The following is a 19,508-nucleotide window of genomic DNA, read 5'->3' as shown; positions in this document are numbered from 1 at the left end:
GAATTCGAGGACGACCTGCTCGACCGAGTCCCGCTCTACAGTCCGAAGGCCCGGTTGATGGCGGTCATGTCGAAGTAGTCTCGCCACGTGGTGATTTCGCCGTCGGCGACCTCGAAGAAGCCCATGACCGGCAGCGGTGTCTCGCGTCCCGCGGAGCGGAGGGTGTCGGTGCGCTCGTTCATCACCACGTTGCCGGAGGCGACCTGGTGATGGATGTCGAAATCGATGGCTTCGAAGGTGGTCAGGAAACCCGCGATGAAGTCGCGGATGGCGGTGCGGCCGACGATGGGTTCCATCGGGATGTTGTGGTAGACGGCGTCCTCGGCGAAATACGCGCTGATCCGATCCGGATCGGGGTCGGACCAGCTTCGGCACATCGCACGCACGAGTTCGTCGGGATCGGGCATTCGTTCTGCTCACTTTCCTGCTGCCGGAAGACGGGCGCCGGACCCCTCGATTCAACCAAGCAATCGCTCGGCAGGGAAGGGGGTGGTGGGCGTTTTCATGCCCGATCCACAATGCGACGGCAAACCTCTCTTCGCACGCTACGCAGATCGAAGGCATTGCTGGATACCTCGCAAAAGCATATTCCTGCGGGTAAGAACGCGCGTTTTTGCGATGATTGCGAATCATCGCAGCTACCATCGTGCACGTGCGCAAGATGTATGCGGGCGCCCGGCTTCGGCGATTGCGTGAAGAACGGAGGATGACTCAGGCGGCTCTGGCGAAATCGCTGGATCTGTCGCCGAGTTATCTCAATCAGCTCGAGCGCGACCAGCGCCCACTCACCATTCCCGTACTGCTGAAACTCAATTCCACCTTCGATCTCGACGTCCAGTTCTTCGCCGCCGATTCCGACGCGCGGCTCGTGTCGGACCTGCACGAGGTGCTCATCGACGCCGCGGGCGGGCACACCGCGCCGCTGACCGAGGTGGAGGAACTGGCAACCCGCCAGCCGGAGGTCGCCAGGATCGTCGTCGCGATGCATCGCCGACTACGCGCCGCCACCGATCAGCTGGACCTGCTCTCCGCGCGGGTGTCCGCGCCCGCGGGCGCGCCGGGCGTGCCCATGCCCTACGAGGACGTGCGCGACTTCTTCTACGACCATCACAACCACATCGCACAGCTCGACATCGCCGCCGAGCAGCTGTTCGAGAACTCCGGGCTCACCATCGGCTCGCTCGATCGTCAGCTCGCCCGCATCGCCGAGGAACGCGCCGGAGTCACCGTCCTGGTACGCGGCGACGGCGCCGACCCCACCGTCCCCAAGCGCCACTACGACCCGGAGATCAGGACGCTCACGCTGGCTCGCCGGTTGCGGCCCGGCCAGCGCGCCTTCCAGATCGCCACCACGCTCGGCCTTCTGCTCTACGGAGCCGAGCTGGACGCCGTCCTGGCCGAGAGCCCGGCGCTCAACGGCGAATCCCGCACACTGGCGCGGATCGGGCTGGCAAATTACTTCGCCGGCGCGCTGGTGCTGCCGTACGGCCGATTCCTGCGATCGGCCGAGGAACTGCACTACGACATCGATCTGCTCGGTCTGCGGTTCGAGGTCGGCTTCGAGACCATCTGTCATCGGCTCAGCACCATGCAACGTCAGGGCCAGCGTGGGGTCCCGTTCTTCTTCGTGCGCACCGACCGAGCGGGCAACATCTCCAAACGGCAGTCCGCCACCGCCTTCCATTTCTCCCGGGTGGGCGGCAGTTGCCCGCTGTGGGTGGTGCACGAGGCCTTCTCCAACCCCGGCCGCATCCTGACCCAGGTGGCCGAGATGCCCGACGGCCGCCGCTATCTGTGGGTCGCGCGCACCGCCGCGATCGCCCCGCACGGGTTCGGTACCGCGGCGAAGAATTTCGCGATCGGCCTCGGCTGCGATGTGGAATACGCCGACCGTCTGGTGTATTCGGCCGGATTGCAGCTGGACGACCCGGCGGCCTCGGTGCCGATCGGCGCGGGCTGCAAAGTGTGCGAGCGCCCCGCGTGCCCGCAGCGCGCCTTCCCGCACATCGGCAGTCCGTTGGCGGTCGCCGAGCACACCAGCACCGACCTGCCCTACCCGCGGCTGGGGCGCTGACCTCGCCGGGGCCGGGGAATCAGGACTTGGCCAGGTACTCCAGCCGCTCGGAATCGACGGCCGCGTGCATCATTCCCGCCAGACCGGGATGTTTGCGCAAGCCAGGGTCGGACGCCACCACGGCGCGGGCGAATTCCTGGGCGGCGGTGATGACCTCGAGGTCGTCCAGTAGTGACAGCAGACGCAACGAGCGGGCCGTGCCGGACTGGGCGGCGCCGAGCACGTCGCCCTCGCGGCGGGTGCGCAGGTCGAGCACCGCGAGTTCGAAGCCGTCGGTGGTGGCGGCGACGGCGTCCAGCCGCGCCATCGCCGATCCGCCCGGCGCGGCATCGGTGACCAGCAGGCACAACCCGGGGTGCCGTCCCCGGCCGATCCGGCCGCGCAGCTGATGCAACTGACTGACGCCGAACCGGTCGGCGTCGACGATGACCATCACCGTCGCGTTGGGCACGTCCACGCCGACCTCGACCACGGTGGTGCACACCAGTACGTCCACCGATCCGTCATTGAACGCGCGCATCACCTGGTCTTTTTCGTCGGCGGGCAGCCTGCCGTGCAACAGGCCGACCCGTACGCCGGCCAGCGGGCCGCCGCGCAGCATCTCGTAGACGTCGAGCGCGGCCTGGGTGGTCGGGCCCTCCTTCTCGCCGTCGCCGGACTTCGAACGCCCGTTGCGGGACTTGCCCGCCGTCTCCTCGTCGTCGCCGATGCGCGAACACACCACGTACGCCTGACGCCCGGCGGCGACCTCCTCCACGATCCGCTCCCACGCGCGATCCACCCAGTTCGGATGCTGCCTGCGCGGCACCACCTTGGAGACGATCGGCGAGCGCCCTTTCGGCAGTTCGGTCAGCGTGGAGGTCTCCAGATCGCCCAGCGTGGTCATGGCGATGGTGCGCGGGATCGGCGTCGCGGTCATCACCAGCAGATGCGGGCTGACACCGGTTCTGGCCTTGGCGCGCAGGGCGTCTCGCTGCTCCACGCCGAAACGATGCTGCTCGTCGACCACCACCATGCCGAGATCGAAGAACTCGACGTTGTCCTGGATCAGCGCATGCGTGCCGATCACGATGCCCGCCTCGCCGGTCACCGCTTCCAGCAGCGCGGCCTTCTTGGCCGCGGCCGACATCGACCCGGTCACCAGCACCACGCGGGTGGCGTGGTCGGACGCGCCCAGTTCGCCCGCGGCCCCCAGCTCACCGAGCATGCCGCGCAGCGACCGATAGTGCTGCGCGGCGAGCACCTCCGTCGGGGCGAGCAGCGCGCACTGCAGACCCGCGTCCACCACCTGCAACATGGCGTGCAGGGCGACGATCGTCTTGCCGGAGCCCACCTCGCCTTGCAGCAACCGGTGCATCGGTTGCTCGCGGCCCAGATCGGCGGAGATCTCCGCAACGACCTGCTTCTGCCCCGCCGTGAGTTCGAAGGGCAGCCGCTGGTCGAACGCGGCGGCGATGCCGTCGGCGCGCGACGCGCAGGCGCGCGCCCGGCGGCCGGACACCTCGTGCCTGCGCTCGGCCAGCACCAATTGCAGGGCCAGCGCCTCGTCGAAGCGCAGCCGATCCTTGGCCTGATCGATATCGGACTTGCGTTCGGGCAGGTGGATCAGGCGCAGCGCGTCCGACAGGTTCGGCAGCGCCCGTTCGGCGCGCACGTCCTCCGGCAGCGGATCATCCAGCGGATCGAGCTGGTCGAGCACCTGCCGCACGCAGGCGAGCACATCCCAGCTCTGCACCTTGGCGGTCGCCGGGTAGACCGGGATGAACTCGCGCTCCATGAACGACGTGTCCACTCCCCCCGCGCCCGCGGCGCTCTGCGCCAGACCACGCAGGTCTCCGCCGCCGCGCACCTTCGTCAGCGCGCCGACCGAATCGTCGTCGCCCTCGGCCTCCGGCAGGATCAGGTAGCCGGGATGACTGAGGTTCCACTGGCCGGGGCGCCAGTAGTTCACCGTGCCCGACATCATCGCGCGCAGACCTTCGCGGACCACGTATTTCACCTTGTCGCCATTGAAGAAGGTGACGTCGACGCCGCGCCCGGAACCGGTGTCGAGAACCACCTTCAGCAGCGATCCGCGGCGGTTGCGCATCGGCCGCAGTTCGGCCTTGGTGATCCGCCCGATGACGGTGATGTGCGAACCGTCCTCGGGCGCCTCCTCGGTGAGCGGCTGACCCTGCGTCGCGTACCGCAGGGGGTAGTGCCGCAGCAGATCCTCGACGGTCCGCATGTCGAACGCGTCCGCCAGCGAGTCCGCGGCCTTCGCGCCGAGAATGTGGTCGAGCCGATCGCTCAGTGCCGCCATGCGCTACTCCACTCCGATCTGCACCGAATCACCTTGCTGCCCACCGGAATACACGATCACCTCGACCCCGGGAAAGTTCTGTGCGATATGAGCGGCGAGTTCGTCGCCGAGACCGTCCGGCGCCGCCGCTCCCATCAGCAGGGTGACCAACTCGCCGCCGAAGGCGAGCAGCCGGTCCAGCAGCGTCCGCCCCGCCGCGCGTACGTCGGGCTCGATCACGACGACATCGTGCCCGGCCAGTCCGAGACCGTCGCCCGGCTCGCAGGTGCCGACCATGGTGAGCGCGCGCTCGGTCGCCGGGCGCAGCGAGCCCCACCGCGTCGTGGCGGCCGCTTCCGACATGGCGAAGGCGTCGTCCACCGCGAATCGTCCTCGGTCGTGCACGGCCAGGGCGGCCAGACCCTGCACCATCGACGCACTCGGCAGCAGCAGCACGTCCCGACGGGCGTCACGCGCGGCGACACCGACCGCGACCAGTTCGTGCGCGGGCAGGGCGCCGTTGGGCAGCACCAGCACCTCGCGGTTCGGCATCCGCCGGATCGCGGTCAGCAACGTCGTCGCCGTGACCGGCTCGTCGCCCGCCAGCACCACGGCGCCCGCATCCTCGAACAGCGTCGCGGCGCCGGCACCCGCGACCACCGCCAGAATCCCCCGATCGGCCGGAAGTTCGAGCGTCGCCCCCGCGCTCGAGCCGAGCCCACCGGCCACCACCTGAGTCGAATCGGCAGCCGGGGCGGACGACGCGATGCCCCCGGTTCGGACGGGCCGGGGCCGCGAGTCGGAGATACCGTCACCGGCGAGGGGATTCGCCGCTTCCACGCGTTCACCGGACCCGGCCGGGGCGTCTCGGTGCGGCGTGCGAACGACATTCTCGATGCGGATCCGGCTGAGTTCGCCCGCCGCGATGCCCGCCTCCACCGCCGCTCCGGCGTCGGCGCAGTGCACATGCGCCGACCAGGACCCGCCGCCGTCACCGACCACCACGACCGAGTCGCCGAGTTCGCCGAGCCGGGCGCGCAGCGCGGCCACCTTCCGCTCGTCGGAGCCTGCCAGCAGGTACATCACCTCGTACTGCGGCTCGGCGTCGTCCGCGGGCGCCGATCGCGCCGCCGCGGGCCGTGGGTACTCCGGTCGCGCGGGCGCCTGGCCCCGGGTCACGGTGACCAAGCTGTCCAGCAGCACCACCAATCCGCGGGCTCCCGCGTCGACAACACCGGCCCGACGCAGCACACCCAATTGGAACGGCGTGTCGCCGAGCGCCTTGGCCGCGCCGTCGGCCGCCGCCAGCGCCACGTTCGCCAGCTCCTGGTCCGGGCACTGCGCGGCCGCCGCGGCCGCGCGGTCCAGCACGGTGAGGATGGTCCCTTCGATCGGCACGCTCAGCGATTCGCGGACCAGTTCGGAGGCCCTCGCCAGTGCGGCGCGCAGGCTGTCGGCCGTGAACGGGCCACCGTCCACCGCGTCCGCGACGCCACGCAGCACCTGGGACAAGATGATCCCGGAGTTGCCCCTGGCTCCGACCGTCGCGCCGTGCGCCATCGCGACCGCTACGGCGCGGGCCGCGCTCCCGTCCGCGTTCGCCGCCGCCTCCCCCGCGTCCACCGCGGCGCGCATGGTGGCCAGCAGATTCGTACCGGTATCCGCGTCCGGGACAGGAAAGACATTGAGTGCGTTGATCTCCTCGCGCCGGTGTTCCAGGCCGGCGAGACAGGTGCGGCCCCAGCGCAGCAATGCCGTGCCGTCCACTACATCCCGCACTCCGGACACCGTCACCTCACTCCCTTCCGCCACCCGCCCACCCTCGCCGCCCGCCAGGTTAGCGGGCGGTCCCGACAGGCGACCGGCAAGACCGCGCTCCTACACTGGGGATGCCCGGCAACGGATCCGGCACTCGTCCGTGAGGACCGGTTTGGTGGATCGGCGCCTGCACAGCTACCCTTGCAGGGTTGCCTCGCGTGGCCGTCGCCGGTCTGCGCTGGTCGGCTTTCCGTCGGCAGGGCACACTCGACATTGCAACGAGGACGCGTCGCACCGCGAAGGCGGCGGTCCCCACCATTGACATGAAGGAGTTCGCGACTATGGCTGCCGTCTGCGACGTCTGCGCCAAGGGCCCCGGCTTCGGGAAGTCGGTCTCGCACTCGCACCGGCGCACCAACCGTCGTTGGAACCCGAACATTCAGACCGTGCGCGCACAGGTCGCTCCGGGCAACACCCGCCGCATGAACGTGTGCACCTCCTGCCTGAAGGCGGGCAAGGTCGTCCGCGGCTGATCCGCTTCCCGGCCGACCAATACCGTCGGCACACGCCCCGGCACCCGTATCGGGTGGTCCGGGGCGTTGTCGTGACTGCGGTGTCGTGACTGCGGTGTGCCGACGAGCGTGGCAGCGGTGACCGAGCATCCGTGGCGGGTCCAGCCGCTGGCCGCCGAATACGTCTACAGCCTGGCCGAATGCCACATCGCCTGTTGGCGCGAGGCGTATCAGGGGCTGGTGCCCGCGCACGTGCTCGACGCGTTCGACATCGAGCGCCGGGCCGAGCTGTGGGAGCGCGACCGAGTGCGCTATCCGGGCCGCACATACGTCGCGGTCGTCGAGGACCTGGTCATCGGATTCTCCAGCGCGGGCCCGCCCGGCGACGCGGACGCGGTGACCCCGCTCGAGCTGCACGCCCTCTATGTGCGGTCCCGCCGGCACGGCAGCGGAGTCGCCGACGACCTGATCCGCGCGGCCCTCGATCCGGCCGCCCCGTGCTCACTGTGGGTGTTCGAACAGAACGCGCGGGCCCAGGCGTTCTACCGCAGGCACGGTTTCGTGCTCGACGGCACGCGCAAGGTCGAGCCGTTCACCGCCGCGATGGAGGTGCGCATGGTGCGCACCCCGACGAAGCACGCGGACTCCACCTGGGATGACGCCCACTAGGCATACCTCCGCCTCCGCTCGCCGCGTATCCGCGCGCCGCCGCCCAGCCGGTCCGAGCAGGCGTCCCCGGCGCCCGCATCCCACCATCCGCGACCCCATCTGCGCGTCGGCCGCCCACGGACGTGTCCTGCCGTGCCCGTTAAGGTGCAGATCATGACCTCGAGCGAGCAAGCAGGGTACGTGACGACCGTCGACGGCGTCCTCCAGATCACCATCGCCACCTCCGCCAACGGCACGTCCATGGACTTCGCGGGCATCAACGCGGGCACCGCCGCACTGCACTCGCTCGGTTCCGAGGTGGGCGCGGTGCTGCTGCGGGGCACCGGCGCCAACTTCTGCGCGGGCGGCGACGTGCGCGGCTTCGCCGCCGCGCGGGATCGCTCGGCGCACATCCACGGTCTGGCCACCGACCTGCACGAATTCGTCCGCGCGCTGGACGCGGTCACGGTCCCGGTAGTGGCCGCGGTCCAGGGTTGGGCGGCCGGGGCGGGCATGAGCCTGGTCTGCCTGGCCGACATGGCCCTCGGCGGACCCGGCACCAAGCTGCGCCCGGCGTATCCAGGCATCGGCCTGAGCCCCGACGGCGGCATGTCCTGGACGCTGCCGCGCGTCGTCGGGCGGGCGCGCGCCCGCGAGATCCTGCTCACCGACGCCGTCCTGGACGCCGACGAGGCGGTGCGCCTCGGCGTACTGAGCAGGCTGGTCCCCGACGGCGAGATCTCCGAGGAGGCGCAGCGCCTCGCACGCACCATCGCGGCCGGACCGCGTTCCACCCACGCGAGCATCAAAACGCTGCTGCGGCAGTCGGATACCGCGACGCTGAGCGATCAGCTCGACAGCGAGCGCGACGGAATCGCCGCGGCCGCGAGTTCCCCCGCCGGACGGGAGGGCGTCGACGCCTTCGTCGCCAAGCGCAAGCCCGACTACGCCGGAAGGGCCTGATCGGTCGTCACTCGAGAGTCGAGAGCACGAATTTCGCCACCGCGTCGGTGAACGAGTCGTTGTCGTCACCGGCCGCGGTGTGCGCGGCGCCGCCGATCTCCACGAGCTGGGCGTGCGGCACCAGCCGCTGGAACGCCTCGGCTCCTTCTGCGCTCACCACGTCCGAGCGCATGCCGCGGACCAGCAGCACCGGGATGCGCAGCGCCCGCGCCGCGTCCTCCATCGGCTCGATCATCGCGGACGGGTCCTCCGGCCGGTCGCCGAGCATCTCGGGATCCCAGTGCCAGTACCAGCGACCGTCGCGCTCGCGCAGGTTGCGCAGCAGGCCTTCGGTGCTCTTCGGCCGCGGGCGGTGCGGCAGGTACTCGGCGACCGCGTCGGCCGCCTGTTCGATGCTGTCGAAGCCATCGCGATGCTTGCCGAGGAAGTCGATCACCCGGGCGACCCCTTCCGGCTCGGGCCGGGTCACGATGTCGACGAGCACCAGGGCGCTGATCGCCGCTCCGCCGGGCCGCGCGGTGGTGAGCAGCCCGGTGATTCCGCCCATGCTGGCCCCGACGACCACCGCGGGGGCGCCCAGCTGTTCCAGCACCAGCAACAGGTCCTCGACCATGGTCTGGCGCCGGTAGTCGCGATCCGGCGCCCATTGGCTGTCGCCGTGGCCGCGGGCGTCGACCGTGACGACCCGCATCCCCGACGCGCCCAGCCTGGCGCCGGTCTTCTTCCACGAATGCCGGGTTTGCCCGCCACCGTGCAAGAAGACGACGAGCGGGCCGTCGACCGGGCCGAACTGATCGGCGGCCAGCTCGATTCCGCCCGAACCGCGCAGCCGGAGCCGGGACGGTTCGAGAAGATTGTTCGCATTACTCACGATCTGTAGGATCGCACAACGCTGTTCCGCGCCGGCGCGAACCCGGCGAATCGAGGGTTCAGCAGCCGAGATTGCCCACGAAGAACAGGCACGCGATCTTGGCGTTCACCGACGCGGACAGGGTGGAGGAGCCGCTGGAGGTGTATTCCTCGGCGACCGGAGCCGTCGTGGTCTCCGTGGCGGGCTCGAGCCGCAGGGGGGCCGCTCCCGCGACGGCCGCGCCGCTGGTCAAAGCGGCACAGAAGGCCAAGGTCGCGGTGGTGCCGCGCAGCGCGCCGCGAACGGTGGTGTTGTGCATGGAACAGCTCCTCACTCGTTAACTCTCGGTCGATCACACACAGACGCCCGATTCAGGGCAGGCGCCAGTCAACCGGTTCGGCACCCAGTTCGTCGAGTAGTTCGTTCACTCGCGAGAAGGGGCGGGAACCGAAGAACCCACGAGACGCCGACAGTGGCGACGGATGCGCGGACTCGATGTACGGGACCTCGGCTTCGACCAGCAGCGGCTTCAGCGTCGCCGCGTCGCGGCCCCACAGGATCGCCACCAACGGCTCGTCCCTGGCGACCAGGGAGCGGATCGCCTGATCGGTGACCTCCTCCCAGCCCTTGCCCCGGTGCGAAGCGGGCTTACCCGGCGATACGGTGAGCACGCGGTTCAGCATCAGCACACCCTGGTCCGACCATGGGCTCAGATCGCCGCAGGAAGGCGTGGGGTGGCCGAGATCCTTGCTGTATTCGGCGAAGATATTGGCCAGGCTGCGCGGGATCGGCGAAACATCCTGCGCCACGGAGAAACTCAGCCCCATCGGATGACCGGGCGTCGGGTAGGGATCCTGGCCGACCACGAGCACGCGCACCGCGTCGAACGGACGCTGGAAGGCGCGCAGGACGTTCTCACCGGACGGTAGGTAGCCACGGCCGGCGGCGTTCTCGGCACGAAGGAATTCGCCCATGGCGGAAATCCGATCCGCCACCGGCTCGAGTGCCTTCGCCCAGCCCGGATCCATGATTTCCGACAGTGGTTTCGCGCCCATGACCGCACAACTTAGCGTGGCTCGCCGCCGGACGGCGATTCCGCCCCACGGAATGATTCCCACCCACCGCCGCCCGTCTGCGCGACGCCGTCGACGGTAAGCCCGCGACCGGCCACAACTCGCCCGATCACGACCCATCCGGGTGGGAGCGGGCGGCCCGGCGCCCACGCGCCCGCGAAGGCATGATCCTCGCCGCCGGTCAGGATCCATTGCGCCGCATCGGCGTCCAGCCGAGCGGCGACAAGCTCCAGCGCCGGGTCGCGCAAGGCGGCCGAATCCAGGTCGATGGCCACGCCAGAGGCCGATGCGATATGCCCCAGATCCGCGAGCAACCCGTCGGACACATCGGTCAGCGCGTGCGGCCCGAGGCCGGGCGCTCTCGGCGCTGGACCTCCCGACGCAGTGCGCGTTTCCGGTTCGGCGCCGAGCGGCGCGGGCCGGGGCGACGATTGCGGGTCTCGGGCTTCCAGCGAGACGGTCGCGGCATCCCGCGCGGCCACACCAGATGCGGTGCGAGCCGAAAATGGCTCAGCCGCAGCAATTTCCGATCCGCCGCGCGAACCACCGGGCAGTGCGTCCAGGACGAGGGCGTACGGCGGCTGCGGGACCCGGTGCGCGGCAAGCGCTTCGGCGACCTCGGGGCCGGTCACCCCGGCGGTGAAGGCGGCCAGGCCCGCGGCCGACCAGCCGAGCCGACCCGCCACCGCGACGACATCCCCCACGCGCGCACCCGCTCTGGTGATCGGCGCGCCACCACCCGGATCGCCGAAGGCGGTGACGGAGACGACCAGTTCCCGGCTGCGGACCAGGTCGCCACCCGCGATGGACGCCCCCGCCCTGGCCGCCTCGGCCCACATGCCGTCGGCGAGTCCGTCGACCACCTCGAGCGGGGTATCGGCGGGGCAGCCGAGCGCGACGACGAACGCGGTCGGAGTGGCGCCCATGGCGACCACGTCGGCGGCGTTCTGTGCGATCGCCTTGCGGCCCACATCCTCGGGGCTGGACCAGTCCAGCCGGAAATGCCGGTCCTGCACGAGCATGTCGGTGGTCACCACGAACCGGCCGTCGGGAGCCGCGATCAGCGCCGCGTCGTCGCCGGGGCCGAGCAGCACGCCCGGCGCCTGCACCCGGCCGGCGTTGATGCGGTCGATCAGCGCGAACTCCCCCAGTTCACGCACTGTCCTCGGGGCCCTGCTGGCGCTGATGACCGATCCTCTCCGGCGCGGTGCTTGCTGGAACGAGCCCGACGGTACCCTTTCGGAGGCATTCGAGTACTTCCGGCCCGGTCCACCGCTGCGCGGCTGCCGACCAGGGCGACGCGCACCAGAAAGGATCGGTGACCATGGCGGCGGATTCGCCGGACCGCGATTCGGAGCAGCGGGACGAACACCCGGAAGCCGCTACCGAATCCCGCAAGTCCGGGCACGCGGACAATGCGGTGGGTAGCGCCGACGCCGCTTCCTCCGACGCCGCGACACCGGACAACGACACCGGGGACAGCGACGCCGAGGACTCGCCGGCCCCAGCGGACGAGAGCGACATCGGAAGTTCCGCAGCAGCAGACGAGAGCGACGCCGAAGACTCCGCAGCAGCGGGCGAACCGGACAACCCGCCCGCGCCGGCCCCCGCGCACCAGTACTCGCCCGCGCTCATCGCCACCGCCGTGGCGCTTCCGGTCGTGCTGGTCGTCGCCGTGATCGTGGCCGCCGTGCTCGCGCGCCGCGCGCCCGTCGAGCGTGAACCGCTGGTGCTCGGCCCCGTCCCCGCCCCGGCGGCGGAGGGTCCGGCCTGCGCCGAGCTGCTGCCCGCCCTGCCCGCGAACCTGGGCGAGTTCACCAAATCGACCCTGGTCGAGCCCGCCCCGACCGCCACCCGCGCCTGGCAGCGCACCGAAGGCGGCGACGCCATCGTCCTGCGTTGCGGGTTGGATCGCCCGCTGGAATTCAACCGCGCCTCGCCGCTGCAGATCGTCGACGGCGTGCAGTGGTTCGAGGTCCGCGACCAGGCCGCCGCGGCGAGCACCTGGTTCGCCGTCGACCGGGGGACCTACGTCGCTCTCACCATCCCCGACGGCTCCGGCCCCACGCCGCTGCAAGAAGTCTCCGACACCATCACCGCCCACCTCCCGGCGCAGCCGATCGACCCGGGACCGCTGCCCAACTGACGGCGAGCAACGTGCGCCGATCCGTCCGCGATGGCTCGAGCGGGCCACTCGTCCCGTGGCGCGCGCATCGAGGCACAGCCGACAAGCGATCAGAGCCGAACGTGAACCGGAGTGAGACCGAGTTGCGAGGGCAGCGGGCTCAACGCAGGCCGGTGCCGCGGGCGAGCGCGGTGTCGATGAGCGAGGAGATCAGTGCGGCGAAGTCGACGCCGGTGGCCTCCCACATGCGCGGGTACATGGAGATGGCGGTGAACCCCGGCATCGTGTTGATCTCGTTGATCACCGGTCCCTGCTCGGTGACGAAGAAATCGACCCGCGCCAGGCCCTGGCAGTCGAGTGCTCGGAAGGCGCGCACGGCCAGTTCCCGGATCTGGTCGGAGACCTCGTCGTCCAGCTTGGCGGGGACGTCGAATTCGCAGACGTCGTCGAGGTACTTGGTGTCGAAGTCGTAGAAGGCCGGCGCGTCGGCGATGGTGCCGGTCTCCGGCATCCGAATCTCCGCGACCACGCTCGCCGCGACCCGGCCGTCCGGAAATTCCAGGACCCCGCACTCCACTTCGCGTCCGACGATGCCCGCTTCGACGATCACCTTCGGGTCGTGCGCGCGCGCCGCCGCGATGGCGGCATCGAGGTCGTTCCAGTCGCCGACGCGGGTGATGCCGATCGATGAACCGCCGCGGGCGGGCTTGACGAACACCGGCAGGCCGAGGCGCAGCCGGTCCTCCTCGGCGACCGTCGCGGTGCCGGGCCGCAGCACCACCTGGGTGCCGACCGGCAGTCCCTCGGCCGCCAGCAGTTTCTTGGTGAACTCTTTGTCCATGCCCGCCGCGCTGGCCAGCACACCGGGGCCCACATAGGGAACTCCGGCGAGTTCCAGCATTCCCTGCAATGTGCCGTCCTCACCGAACGGTCCGTGCAGGATCGGGAAGACCACGTCGACCGCGCCGAGCGCGGCGCTCGGATCGTCGAGTGCGATCAGCGCCCCCGAGCGGCTCGGGTCGGCGGCCAGGGTCAGTGCCGTGCCCGCGGCGTCCACCGAGGGCAGGGCGCGATCGTGGATGCCGAGCGAGGCCACCTCCGCACCGCCGAGCACCCAGCGGCCCTCGGTGGTGATGCCGATCGGCACGGCCTCGTACTTCTCCGGATCCAGATGACGCAGCACGCTACCGGCCGATACGCAGGACACGGCGTGCTCGTTGCTGCGCCCGCCGAAGACCACTGCCACCCTGATCCGGTTCGTCATGCTCCGAACCGTACCCGTTTCGGTGCGCGCTCCCACCGCTGACCGTCCCGGACACTCCGGCCTCCGTTCACGCGGGCGGAGCCGGAATCACTCCGGCTTCATCCGCCGCCCGAGCAGGTTGCCGACCGCTTCTCGCACGGAGAGTCCTTCATGGCAGACCTGATGCACGGCGGTGGTCAGCGGCATCTCCACGCCCTGCCGTTCGGCCAGCGCACGCACCGATGTGCAGGACTTCACACCCTCGGCGACTTGGCCATGAGTGGCCGACTGCGCGGCCTCCATGGACCCGCCCGCGCCGAGCACATGACCGAACGACCGGTTGCGCGATAGCGGGGAGGTGCAGGTGGCGACCAGGTCACCGACTCCGGCCAGGCCCGCCAGCGTCACCGGCTCCGCGCCGAGGGCGACCCCGAGCCGGATGATCTCGGCCAGCCCGCGGGTGATCAGGCTGGCGATCGAGTTGTCGCCCAGGCCCATCCCAGATGCGATCCCGCAGGCCAGCGCGATGACGTTCTTGCAGGCGCCGCCGATCTCGCAGCCGACCACGTCGGTGTTGGTGTAAGGCCGGAAGTATCCGGTCGCGCTGGCGTGCTGCACCGCCACGGCGCGGTCGTTGTCCGAGCAGGCGATCACGGTCGCGGCGGGCTGACCCACTGCGATCTCGCGCGCCAGGTTCGGCCCGGACAGCACCGCGATTCGGCTCGGATCCGCCTCGGTGACCTCTTCGATCACCTGACTCATCCGCAGCAGCGTGCCGGTCTCGATTCCTTTCGCCAGGCTCAGCAGGGTGGCGTCGGCCCCGATCAGTCCCTTCCACGCCGCGAGGTTCGCGCGCAGCGACTGCGACGGCACCGCCAGCACGGCGATGTCGGCTCCGTCCAGCGCTACCGCCGGGTCGTGGGTCGCCGCGATCGGCGGCAGCGGAATATCCGACAGGTAATCGGGATTGCGATGTTCGGAGGCCAGCGCCGCGGCGACCTCGGGGCGCCTGGCCCAGATCGTGACCTCGGTTCCCGCGTCCGCCAACACCTTCGCGAACGCGGTGCCCCACGATCCCGCGCCCAGCACTGCCACCCTCGTCATCAGCCCAATATGCCATGGAAGGATTGCTCGCATGCGCCCGCACGCCGTGCATGCCGTGATCGCGGTCAAGAGCCTCGATCAGGCCAAGAGCCGACTGGCCGACCGGCTGCGCCCGGAGCACCGGGCACGCCTCGTGCTGGCCATGCTCGCCGACACCGTGACCGCCACCGCGGCGGTCGTGGAGGTCGGGTCGGTCACCGTGGTCACGCCGGACCCCGAGGTGGCGGACCTGGCCCGCGCGCTGGGCGCCGACGTCCATCCGGAACCGCACGGACCGCACGCCGGCGGGCTGAACACCGCGCTGGCCGCCACCGCCGCCGCGTTGCGCGGTGCGCACGGACCGATCGATCTGCTCGCGCTGCAAGCCGATCTGCCCGCGCTGCGCCCGGAAGAGCTCTCGGACATGCTCGCCGCCGCCCCGCGCGGACTGCGCTCGATCGTGGTCGACCACGAGGGCAGCGGCACCGCCGCGCTCGTGGTTCGCGACCCGGTCGCCGCGCTGGACCCCCGCTTCGGCCCCGGTTCGGCGCGCAGCCATATCGAGGCCGGGGCGGTCGATCTCACCGGGGACTGGCCGGGGCTGCGCCTGGACGTCGACACCGCCGCCGACTTGGACCGCGCGGTGGCGCTCGGGGCCGGAAACGCGACCCGTGCTGTCCTGCACGACATCGGCTGGCCGGGCGGCGTTCACGAACCCGTTCCACACGTGTGCTAGCCGGTCGCCATGGTGGTGTGAGACACACGTCGATCGCGCTCGCGGGATGCGCGGGTGCTCTCCGGTAGGGGATGATCGTTGGCGTGAGCGATACGGAAACCGTCAAGCAGCAGCCGTTGCTTCCCACGCCACCCCCGGCGGCGACACCCCTGTCCGCCGACGAGTCGGCTGCGCGGTTGCCACGCGATCGCTACCTCAATCGTGAATTGAGCTGGCTGGACTTCAACGCCCGCGTGCTCGCCCTCGCCGAGGACGCGTCGCTCCCGTTGCTGGAGCGTGCGAAGTTCCTGGCGATCTTCGCGTCGAATCTCGACGAGTTCTACATGGTGCGGGTCGCGGGACTGAAACGCCGCGCCGAGACCGGTCTGCTGGTGCGCTCGGCCGACGGCCGGTCTCCCGGCGAGCAGTTGGAACTGATCGCCGCGCGTACGCAGGAGATCGCGGTGCGGCATGCCCGCGTCTTCCTCGACAGCGTGCTGCCCGCGCTGACGGCCGAGGGCATCGCGATCATCGACTGGAGCGACCTGGACGACGGCGAGCGCCAGCGCCTCTCGGGTTACTTCCAGGATCAGGTGTTCCCGGTCCTCACCCCCCTCGCGGTGGACCCGGCCCATCCCTTCCCCTATATCAGCGGGCTGAGTCTCAACCTGGCGGTGACGGTGAAGGATTACTCGACCGGCGGCGAGCACTTCGCTCGCGTCAAGGTGCCCGACAACGTCGACCGGTTCGTCCGCGTGCGCCGTACCGAATCCGGCTCCCCGATCGCCGCTTTCCTGCCGATGGAAGCGCTCATCGCCGCGCACCTGGATCTGCTGTTCCCCGGCATGGAGGTGGTCGAGCACCACTCGTTCCGGATCACCCGCAACGCGGACTTCGAGGTCGACGAGGATCGCGACGAGGACCTGCTGCAAGCGCTGGAGCGCGAGCTGGCCCGGCGGCGGTTCGGTTCGCCGGTGCGACTGGAGGTGTCCGACGACATGACCGAGCACATGCTCGATCTGCTCCTGCGGGAGTTGGACGTGGACCCCGGCGACGTCATCGAGGTGCCCGGCCTGCTCGACCTGTCCTGCCTCTGGCAGGTGTACGGCGTGGACCGGCCGAATCTGAAGGACACCCCCTACGTTCCCGCGACACCGCCCGCGTTCGGCGAGCGCGAGACGCCGCGCAACGTCTTCGCTGCGCTGCGCGAGGGCGACGTGCTCGTGCATCATCCGTACGACTCGTTCTCCACCAGCGTGCAGCGTTTCATCGAACAGGCTGCCGCCGACCCGCAGGTGCTGGCCATCAAGCAGACCCTCTACCGCACCTCCGGCGACTCCCCGATCGTCAACGCGCTCATCGACGCGGCCGAGGCGGGCAAGCAGGTGGTCGCCCTGGTGGAGATCAAGGCGCGCTTCGACGAGCAGGCCAACATCAAATGGGCCCGCGCGCTGGAACAGGCCGGCGTGCACGTGGTGTACGGCCTGATCGGCCTGAAGACGCACTGCAAGACCTGTCTGGTGGTGCGCCGAGAGGGCGCGACCATCCGCCGCTACTGCCACATCGGGACCGGCAACTACAACCCGAAGACCGCACGCCTCTACGAGGACGTCGGATTGCTCACCGCGGCACCGGAAATCGGCGCCGACCTGACCGACCTGTTCAATTCGCTGACCGGTTACTCGCGAAAAGAGAATTACCGCAATCTGCTGGTCGCACCGCACGGCGTGCGCTCGGGCATCATCGAGCGCATCCAGCGCGAGACCGAGCTGGCGAGTCAGGGCGAGGACGCCCGGATCCTGATCAAGGCCAACGCGATCGTCGACGAGGAGATCATCGACGCGCTGTACCGGGCCTCGCAGGCGGGCGTGCCGGTGCGGATCGTGGTGCGCGGCATCTGCGGGCTGCGCCCCGGCGTGGCCGGTATGAGCGAGAACATCGAAGTCCGCTCCATCCTCGGCCGGTTCTTGGAGCATTCCCGCGTTCTGCACTTCCAGGCGCAGCACGAGTACTGGATCGGCAGCGCCGACATGATGCACCGAAACCTGGATCGGCGGGTCGAGGTGATGGCGCAGGTGAAGGATCCGCGGTTGACCGAGCAACTGCACGGGGTGTTCGACTCCGCGCTGTCGCCGACCACGCGCTGCTGGGTGTTGCACCCGGACGGCACCTGGCGGGCATCGCCGGGGGCGTCCGGCGACGGGGACAAGATCAGAGATCATCAGGAGTTCTTGATGCGGCTGCGGAGGCCAGAACAGCAGTGAACGCCAAGACGGGGTTCGAGCAGGAGGGGGGCCCGATCTGGGATCCCCGGGTGACTGCCAATATCTACGCCGCCGGTGCGGTGCTGTGGCGTGAATCGTCGGCGGGGACGATCGAGATCGCGCTCGTCCACCGCCCCAAGTACGAGGATTGGTCGCTGCCGAAGGGCAAGCTCGATCCGGGTGAGACCCCGGTGCTGGCCGCGGTTCGCGAGGTCCGCGAGGAGACCGGGCTGGAGTGCAGGCTCGGCCGCTACCTCGGCCACGTGACGTATCCGATTCCGGGCCATCGCAAGCTCAAGCGGGTCGACTATTGGGCCGCCGAGCAGGCGGGCGGGGAGTTCACCGCCAACTCCGAAGTGGACGTGCTCAGCTGGCACCCGCTGGATCGGGTGATGGACCAGTTGTCGTATCCGATGGATCGGCAAGTGGTGCGCGCCTTCACCCGGCTGCCCGCACGCACCGACACCCTCCTTCTGGTCCGGCATGCCAAAGCCGGCCGCAGGGACCGCTACAACGGTCCCGACGAGCAGCGTCCGCTCGACCGCGAGGGTGAGACGCAGGCGCGGGCGCTCACGCCGAATCTCTTGGCATTCGGCGCATCTCAGGTCTATTCGGCTCCTCCCCTGCGCTGCGTGCAGACCGTGGCGCCGCTGGCGGAGAAGCTCGGCGCGGAAATCATCGAGGAGCCGGTGTTTTCCGAGACCGGGTACGCCGAACACCCGGACGAGGCCCGGGAATGTCTACGAGCCCTGGTGTCGGACAAGGCCGTTCGCGTCGTCTGCAGTCAGGGCAAGGTGATCCCGGATCTGCTGGGCTGGTTGGCCGAACGCGACGGGATCGCGCTGCCGTCGGCGCGCAATCGCAAGGGCAGTGTGTGGGTGCTGTCGTTCGTCGGCCACCGCTTGGTGGCCGCCGACCATCTGGATCGATCGCTGTCAGCCTACGACGCGGAGTCCTGATACGACGGCAACTTCCCCGTCACCGCGCGGGTCGGCGGGCGCCGATGACGACAACGGCGCCGCGAGGATGAGGCCACGGTAGGCGGACAGCCGAAAACGGCCCCGGGTGTCTCCCGGGGCCGTCTCGACGTTGAGGCGAATGGGCCCGGTGGTGGGGCCGCGCATTCAGCGCCGATCCGGCGGTGGCTCGAGATCAGCGGGTTCCGCGAGCCGAGGCCTTCTTGGCCGCGGTCTTCTTCGCTGGGGTCTTCTTGGCGGCGGTGGTGGTCTTCTTGGCCGCCGTGGCCTTGGTGGCCGTCTTCTTGGCCGGAGCCTTCTTCGCGACCGCGGTCTTCTTCGCGGGCGCCTTCTTCGCAGCGGTCTTGGTAGCGGTCGTCTTGCGCGCGGTGGTCTTCGCCGGGGCCTTGGCGGCGGCCTTACGGGCCGTGCTCTTGGCCGGAGCCTTGGTCGGCGTCGACTTCTTGGCGGCGGTCTTCTTCGCCGCCGTCTTCTTCGCCGCCGCCTTCTTCGCGGCCACCGGCGCATTCACCCCACGCTTGACGGCGGGCCCGGTCGCGGCCAGTTTCTGCTTACCCGCGATCACCGCCTTGAACTGAGCGCCGGGGCGGAACGCGGGCACCGAAGTGGGCTTGACCTTGACGGTTTCGCCGGTACGCGGGTTCCGTGCGACGCGAGCCGCGCGCTTACGCTGTTCGAACACACCGAAACCGGTGATAGTGACGCTCTGACCCTTGTGCACCGCGCGCACGATGGTGTCGACCACATGCTCGACTGCCGCGGTGGCCGTGCGCCTGTCCGTACCCAACTTTTCGGTCAGAACGTCGATCAGTTCCGCCTTGTTCATTGAATCCTCCGCAGACTAATGGCCCGTCGTCGGACCGACTAGGTACCACGGTAAACCCACTTTGGGCAAGAGTCTATGTGCCACGCCAAAATTCATGTGGTTTAGCACACGTCCAG

18 protein-coding genes are annotated in these 19,508 nt (G+C 69.8%); 8 read left to right on the top strand and 10 right to left on the bottom strand.

The genetic code is table 11. From position 1 onward, the window contains the following. Positions 1-35: 35 nt before the first annotated feature. Positions 36-407, bottom strand: a complete 372-nt coding sequence (locus tag ACGF7Y_RS02070) for a nuclear transport factor 2 family protein (protein WP_393228356.1) — start codon at positions 405-407, stop codon at positions 36-38. 245 nt (positions 408-652) lie between these two features. Here ACGF7Y_RS02070 and ACGF7Y_RS02065 point away from each other — a divergent pair, with 245 nt between their 5' ends. After that, entirely contained in the window at positions 653-2,074 is a 1,422-nt protein-coding gene (locus tag ACGF7Y_RS02065) for a short-chain fatty acyl-CoA regulator family protein (RefSeq protein ID WP_393228354.1), read from the top strand. Between the two features lie 19 nt (positions 2,075-2,093). On the opposite strand, the gene recG is transcribed toward ACGF7Y_RS02065, so the two are convergent. Next, positions 2,094-4,376 (bottom strand): ATP-dependent DNA helicase RecG, encoded by a 2,283-nt coding sequence (gene recG / locus ACGF7Y_RS02060; protein WP_393228352.1) that lies wholly within the window; start codon positions 4,374-4,376, stop codon positions 2,094-2,096. 3 nt (positions 4,377-4,379) lie between these two features. Continuing rightward, the gene (locus tag ACGF7Y_RS02055; protein WP_393228350.1) at positions 4,380-6,167 is read right to left on the bottom strand and encodes a DAK2 domain-containing protein; all 1,788 of its coding nucleotides are present in this window, start codon (positions 6,165-6,167) and stop codon (positions 4,380-4,382) included. A gap of 287 nt (positions 6,168-6,454) precedes the next feature. Between ACGF7Y_RS02055 and rpmB the strand changes: the two genes are divergently transcribed. From rpmB to ACGF7Y_RS02040, 3 genes are all read left to right on the top strand, one after another. Beyond that, positions 6,455-6,646 carry a 50S ribosomal protein L28 gene (gene rpmB / locus ACGF7Y_RS02050; protein ID WP_011210730.1) on the top strand — a complete coding sequence of 64 codons (192 nt, stop codon included), beginning with the start codon at positions 6,455-6,457 and terminating at the stop codon, positions 6,644-6,646. A 117-nt stretch (positions 6,647-6,763) separates the two neighbouring features. Then, positions 6,764-7,294, top strand: a complete 531-nt coding sequence (locus tag ACGF7Y_RS02045; RefSeq protein ID WP_393228348.1) for a GNAT family N-acetyltransferase — start codon at positions 6,764-6,766, stop codon at positions 7,292-7,294. A 153-nt stretch (positions 7,295-7,447) separates the two neighbouring features. Then, positions 7,448-8,236: an enoyl-CoA hydratase-related protein gene (locus ACGF7Y_RS02040; RefSeq protein WP_393228347.1), complete on the top strand. Its 789-nt coding sequence runs from the start codon at positions 7,448-7,450 to the stop codon at positions 8,234-8,236. Positions 8,237-8,243: 7 nt separating this feature from the next. Here the strand turns inward: ACGF7Y_RS02040 and ACGF7Y_RS02035 are convergent, their stop codons facing one another. The 4 genes from ACGF7Y_RS02035 to thiL are packed head-to-tail and all read right to left on the bottom strand — an operon-like array spanning position 8,244 to position 11,319. Beyond that, positions 8,244-9,107, bottom strand: a complete 864-nt coding sequence (locus tag ACGF7Y_RS02035; protein WP_393228345.1) for an alpha/beta fold hydrolase — start codon at positions 9,105-9,107, stop codon at positions 8,244-8,246. A 58-nt stretch (positions 9,108-9,165) separates the two neighbouring features. Further along, positions 9,166-9,405 (bottom strand): hypothetical protein, encoded by a 240-nt coding sequence (locus ACGF7Y_RS02030; protein ID WP_062969872.1) that lies wholly within the window; start codon positions 9,403-9,405, stop codon positions 9,166-9,168. Positions 9,406-9,457: 52 nt separating this feature from the next. Next, on the bottom strand, positions 9,458-10,141 hold the full coding sequence (locus ACGF7Y_RS02025) for a uracil-DNA glycosylase (protein WP_393228343.1): 684 nt from the start codon (positions 10,139-10,141) through the stop codon (positions 9,458-9,460). 11 nt (positions 10,142-10,152) lie between these two features. Then, positions 10,153-11,319 (bottom strand): thiamine-phosphate kinase, encoded by a 1,167-nt coding sequence (gene thiL / locus ACGF7Y_RS02020; protein ID WP_393228341.1) that lies wholly within the window; start codon positions 11,317-11,319, stop codon positions 10,153-10,155. Positions 11,320-11,681: 362 nt separating this feature from the next. Between thiL and ACGF7Y_RS02015 the strand changes: the two genes are divergently transcribed. Further along, positions 11,682-12,305 (top strand): DUF3515 domain-containing protein, encoded by a 624-nt coding sequence (locus ACGF7Y_RS02015; protein WP_393230859.1) that lies wholly within the window; start codon positions 11,682-11,684, stop codon positions 12,303-12,305. Positions 12,306-12,444: 139 nt separating this feature from the next. On the opposite strand, the gene ACGF7Y_RS02010 is transcribed toward ACGF7Y_RS02015, so the two are convergent. Both ACGF7Y_RS02010 and ACGF7Y_RS02005 read right to left on the bottom strand, forming a co-directional pair. Further along, on the bottom strand, positions 12,445-13,548 hold the full coding sequence (locus tag ACGF7Y_RS02010; RefSeq protein ID WP_393228339.1) for a D-alanine--D-alanine ligase family protein: 1,104 nt from the start codon (positions 13,546-13,548) through the stop codon (positions 12,445-12,447). An 87-nt stretch (positions 13,549-13,635) separates the two neighbouring features. Continuing rightward, positions 13,636-14,631, bottom strand: coding sequence for an NAD(P)H-dependent glycerol-3-phosphate dehydrogenase (locus tag ACGF7Y_RS02005; protein ID WP_393228337.1), 996 nt, complete (start codon positions 14,629-14,631; stop codon positions 13,636-13,638). 31 nt (positions 14,632-14,662) lie between these two features. Here ACGF7Y_RS02005 and cofC point away from each other — a divergent pair, with 31 nt between their 5' ends. The 3 genes from cofC (at position 14,663) to ACGF7Y_RS01990 (ending at position 18,548) form a co-directional block, all read left to right on the top strand. Continuing rightward, complete coding sequence (gene cofC / locus ACGF7Y_RS02000) at positions 14,663-15,346, top strand: 2-phospho-L-lactate guanylyltransferase (RefSeq protein ID WP_393228335.1); 684 nt, start codon at positions 14,663-14,665, stop codon at positions 15,344-15,346. Positions 15,347-15,417: 71 nt separating this feature from the next. Further along, entirely contained in the window at positions 15,418-17,589 is a 2,172-nt protein-coding gene (locus tag ACGF7Y_RS01995; RefSeq protein ID WP_393228333.1) for an RNA degradosome polyphosphate kinase, read from the top strand. Then, entirely contained in the window at positions 17,586-18,548 is a 963-nt protein-coding gene (locus ACGF7Y_RS01990) for an NUDIX domain-containing protein (protein WP_393228331.1), read from the top strand. The genes ACGF7Y_RS01995 and ACGF7Y_RS01990 overlap by 4 nt, the downstream gene beginning before the upstream one ends. A 193-nt stretch (positions 18,549-18,741) precedes the next feature. On the opposite strand, the gene ACGF7Y_RS01985 is transcribed toward ACGF7Y_RS01990, so the two are convergent. Then, positions 18,742-19,392 carry an HU family DNA-binding protein gene (locus ACGF7Y_RS01985; RefSeq protein ID WP_062969880.1) on the bottom strand — a complete coding sequence of 217 codons (651 nt, stop codon included), beginning with the start codon at positions 19,390-19,392 and terminating at the stop codon, positions 18,742-18,744. Positions 19,393-19,508 lie beyond the last annotated feature (116 nt).

Origin of the sequence: Nocardia sp. NPDC047654, assembly GCF_043205035.1 — a bacterium.
GTDB lineage: Bacteria > Actinomycetota > Actinomycetes > Mycobacteriales > Mycobacteriaceae > Nocardia.
This window is presented reverse-complemented; position numbering and strand designations above follow the sequence as displayed.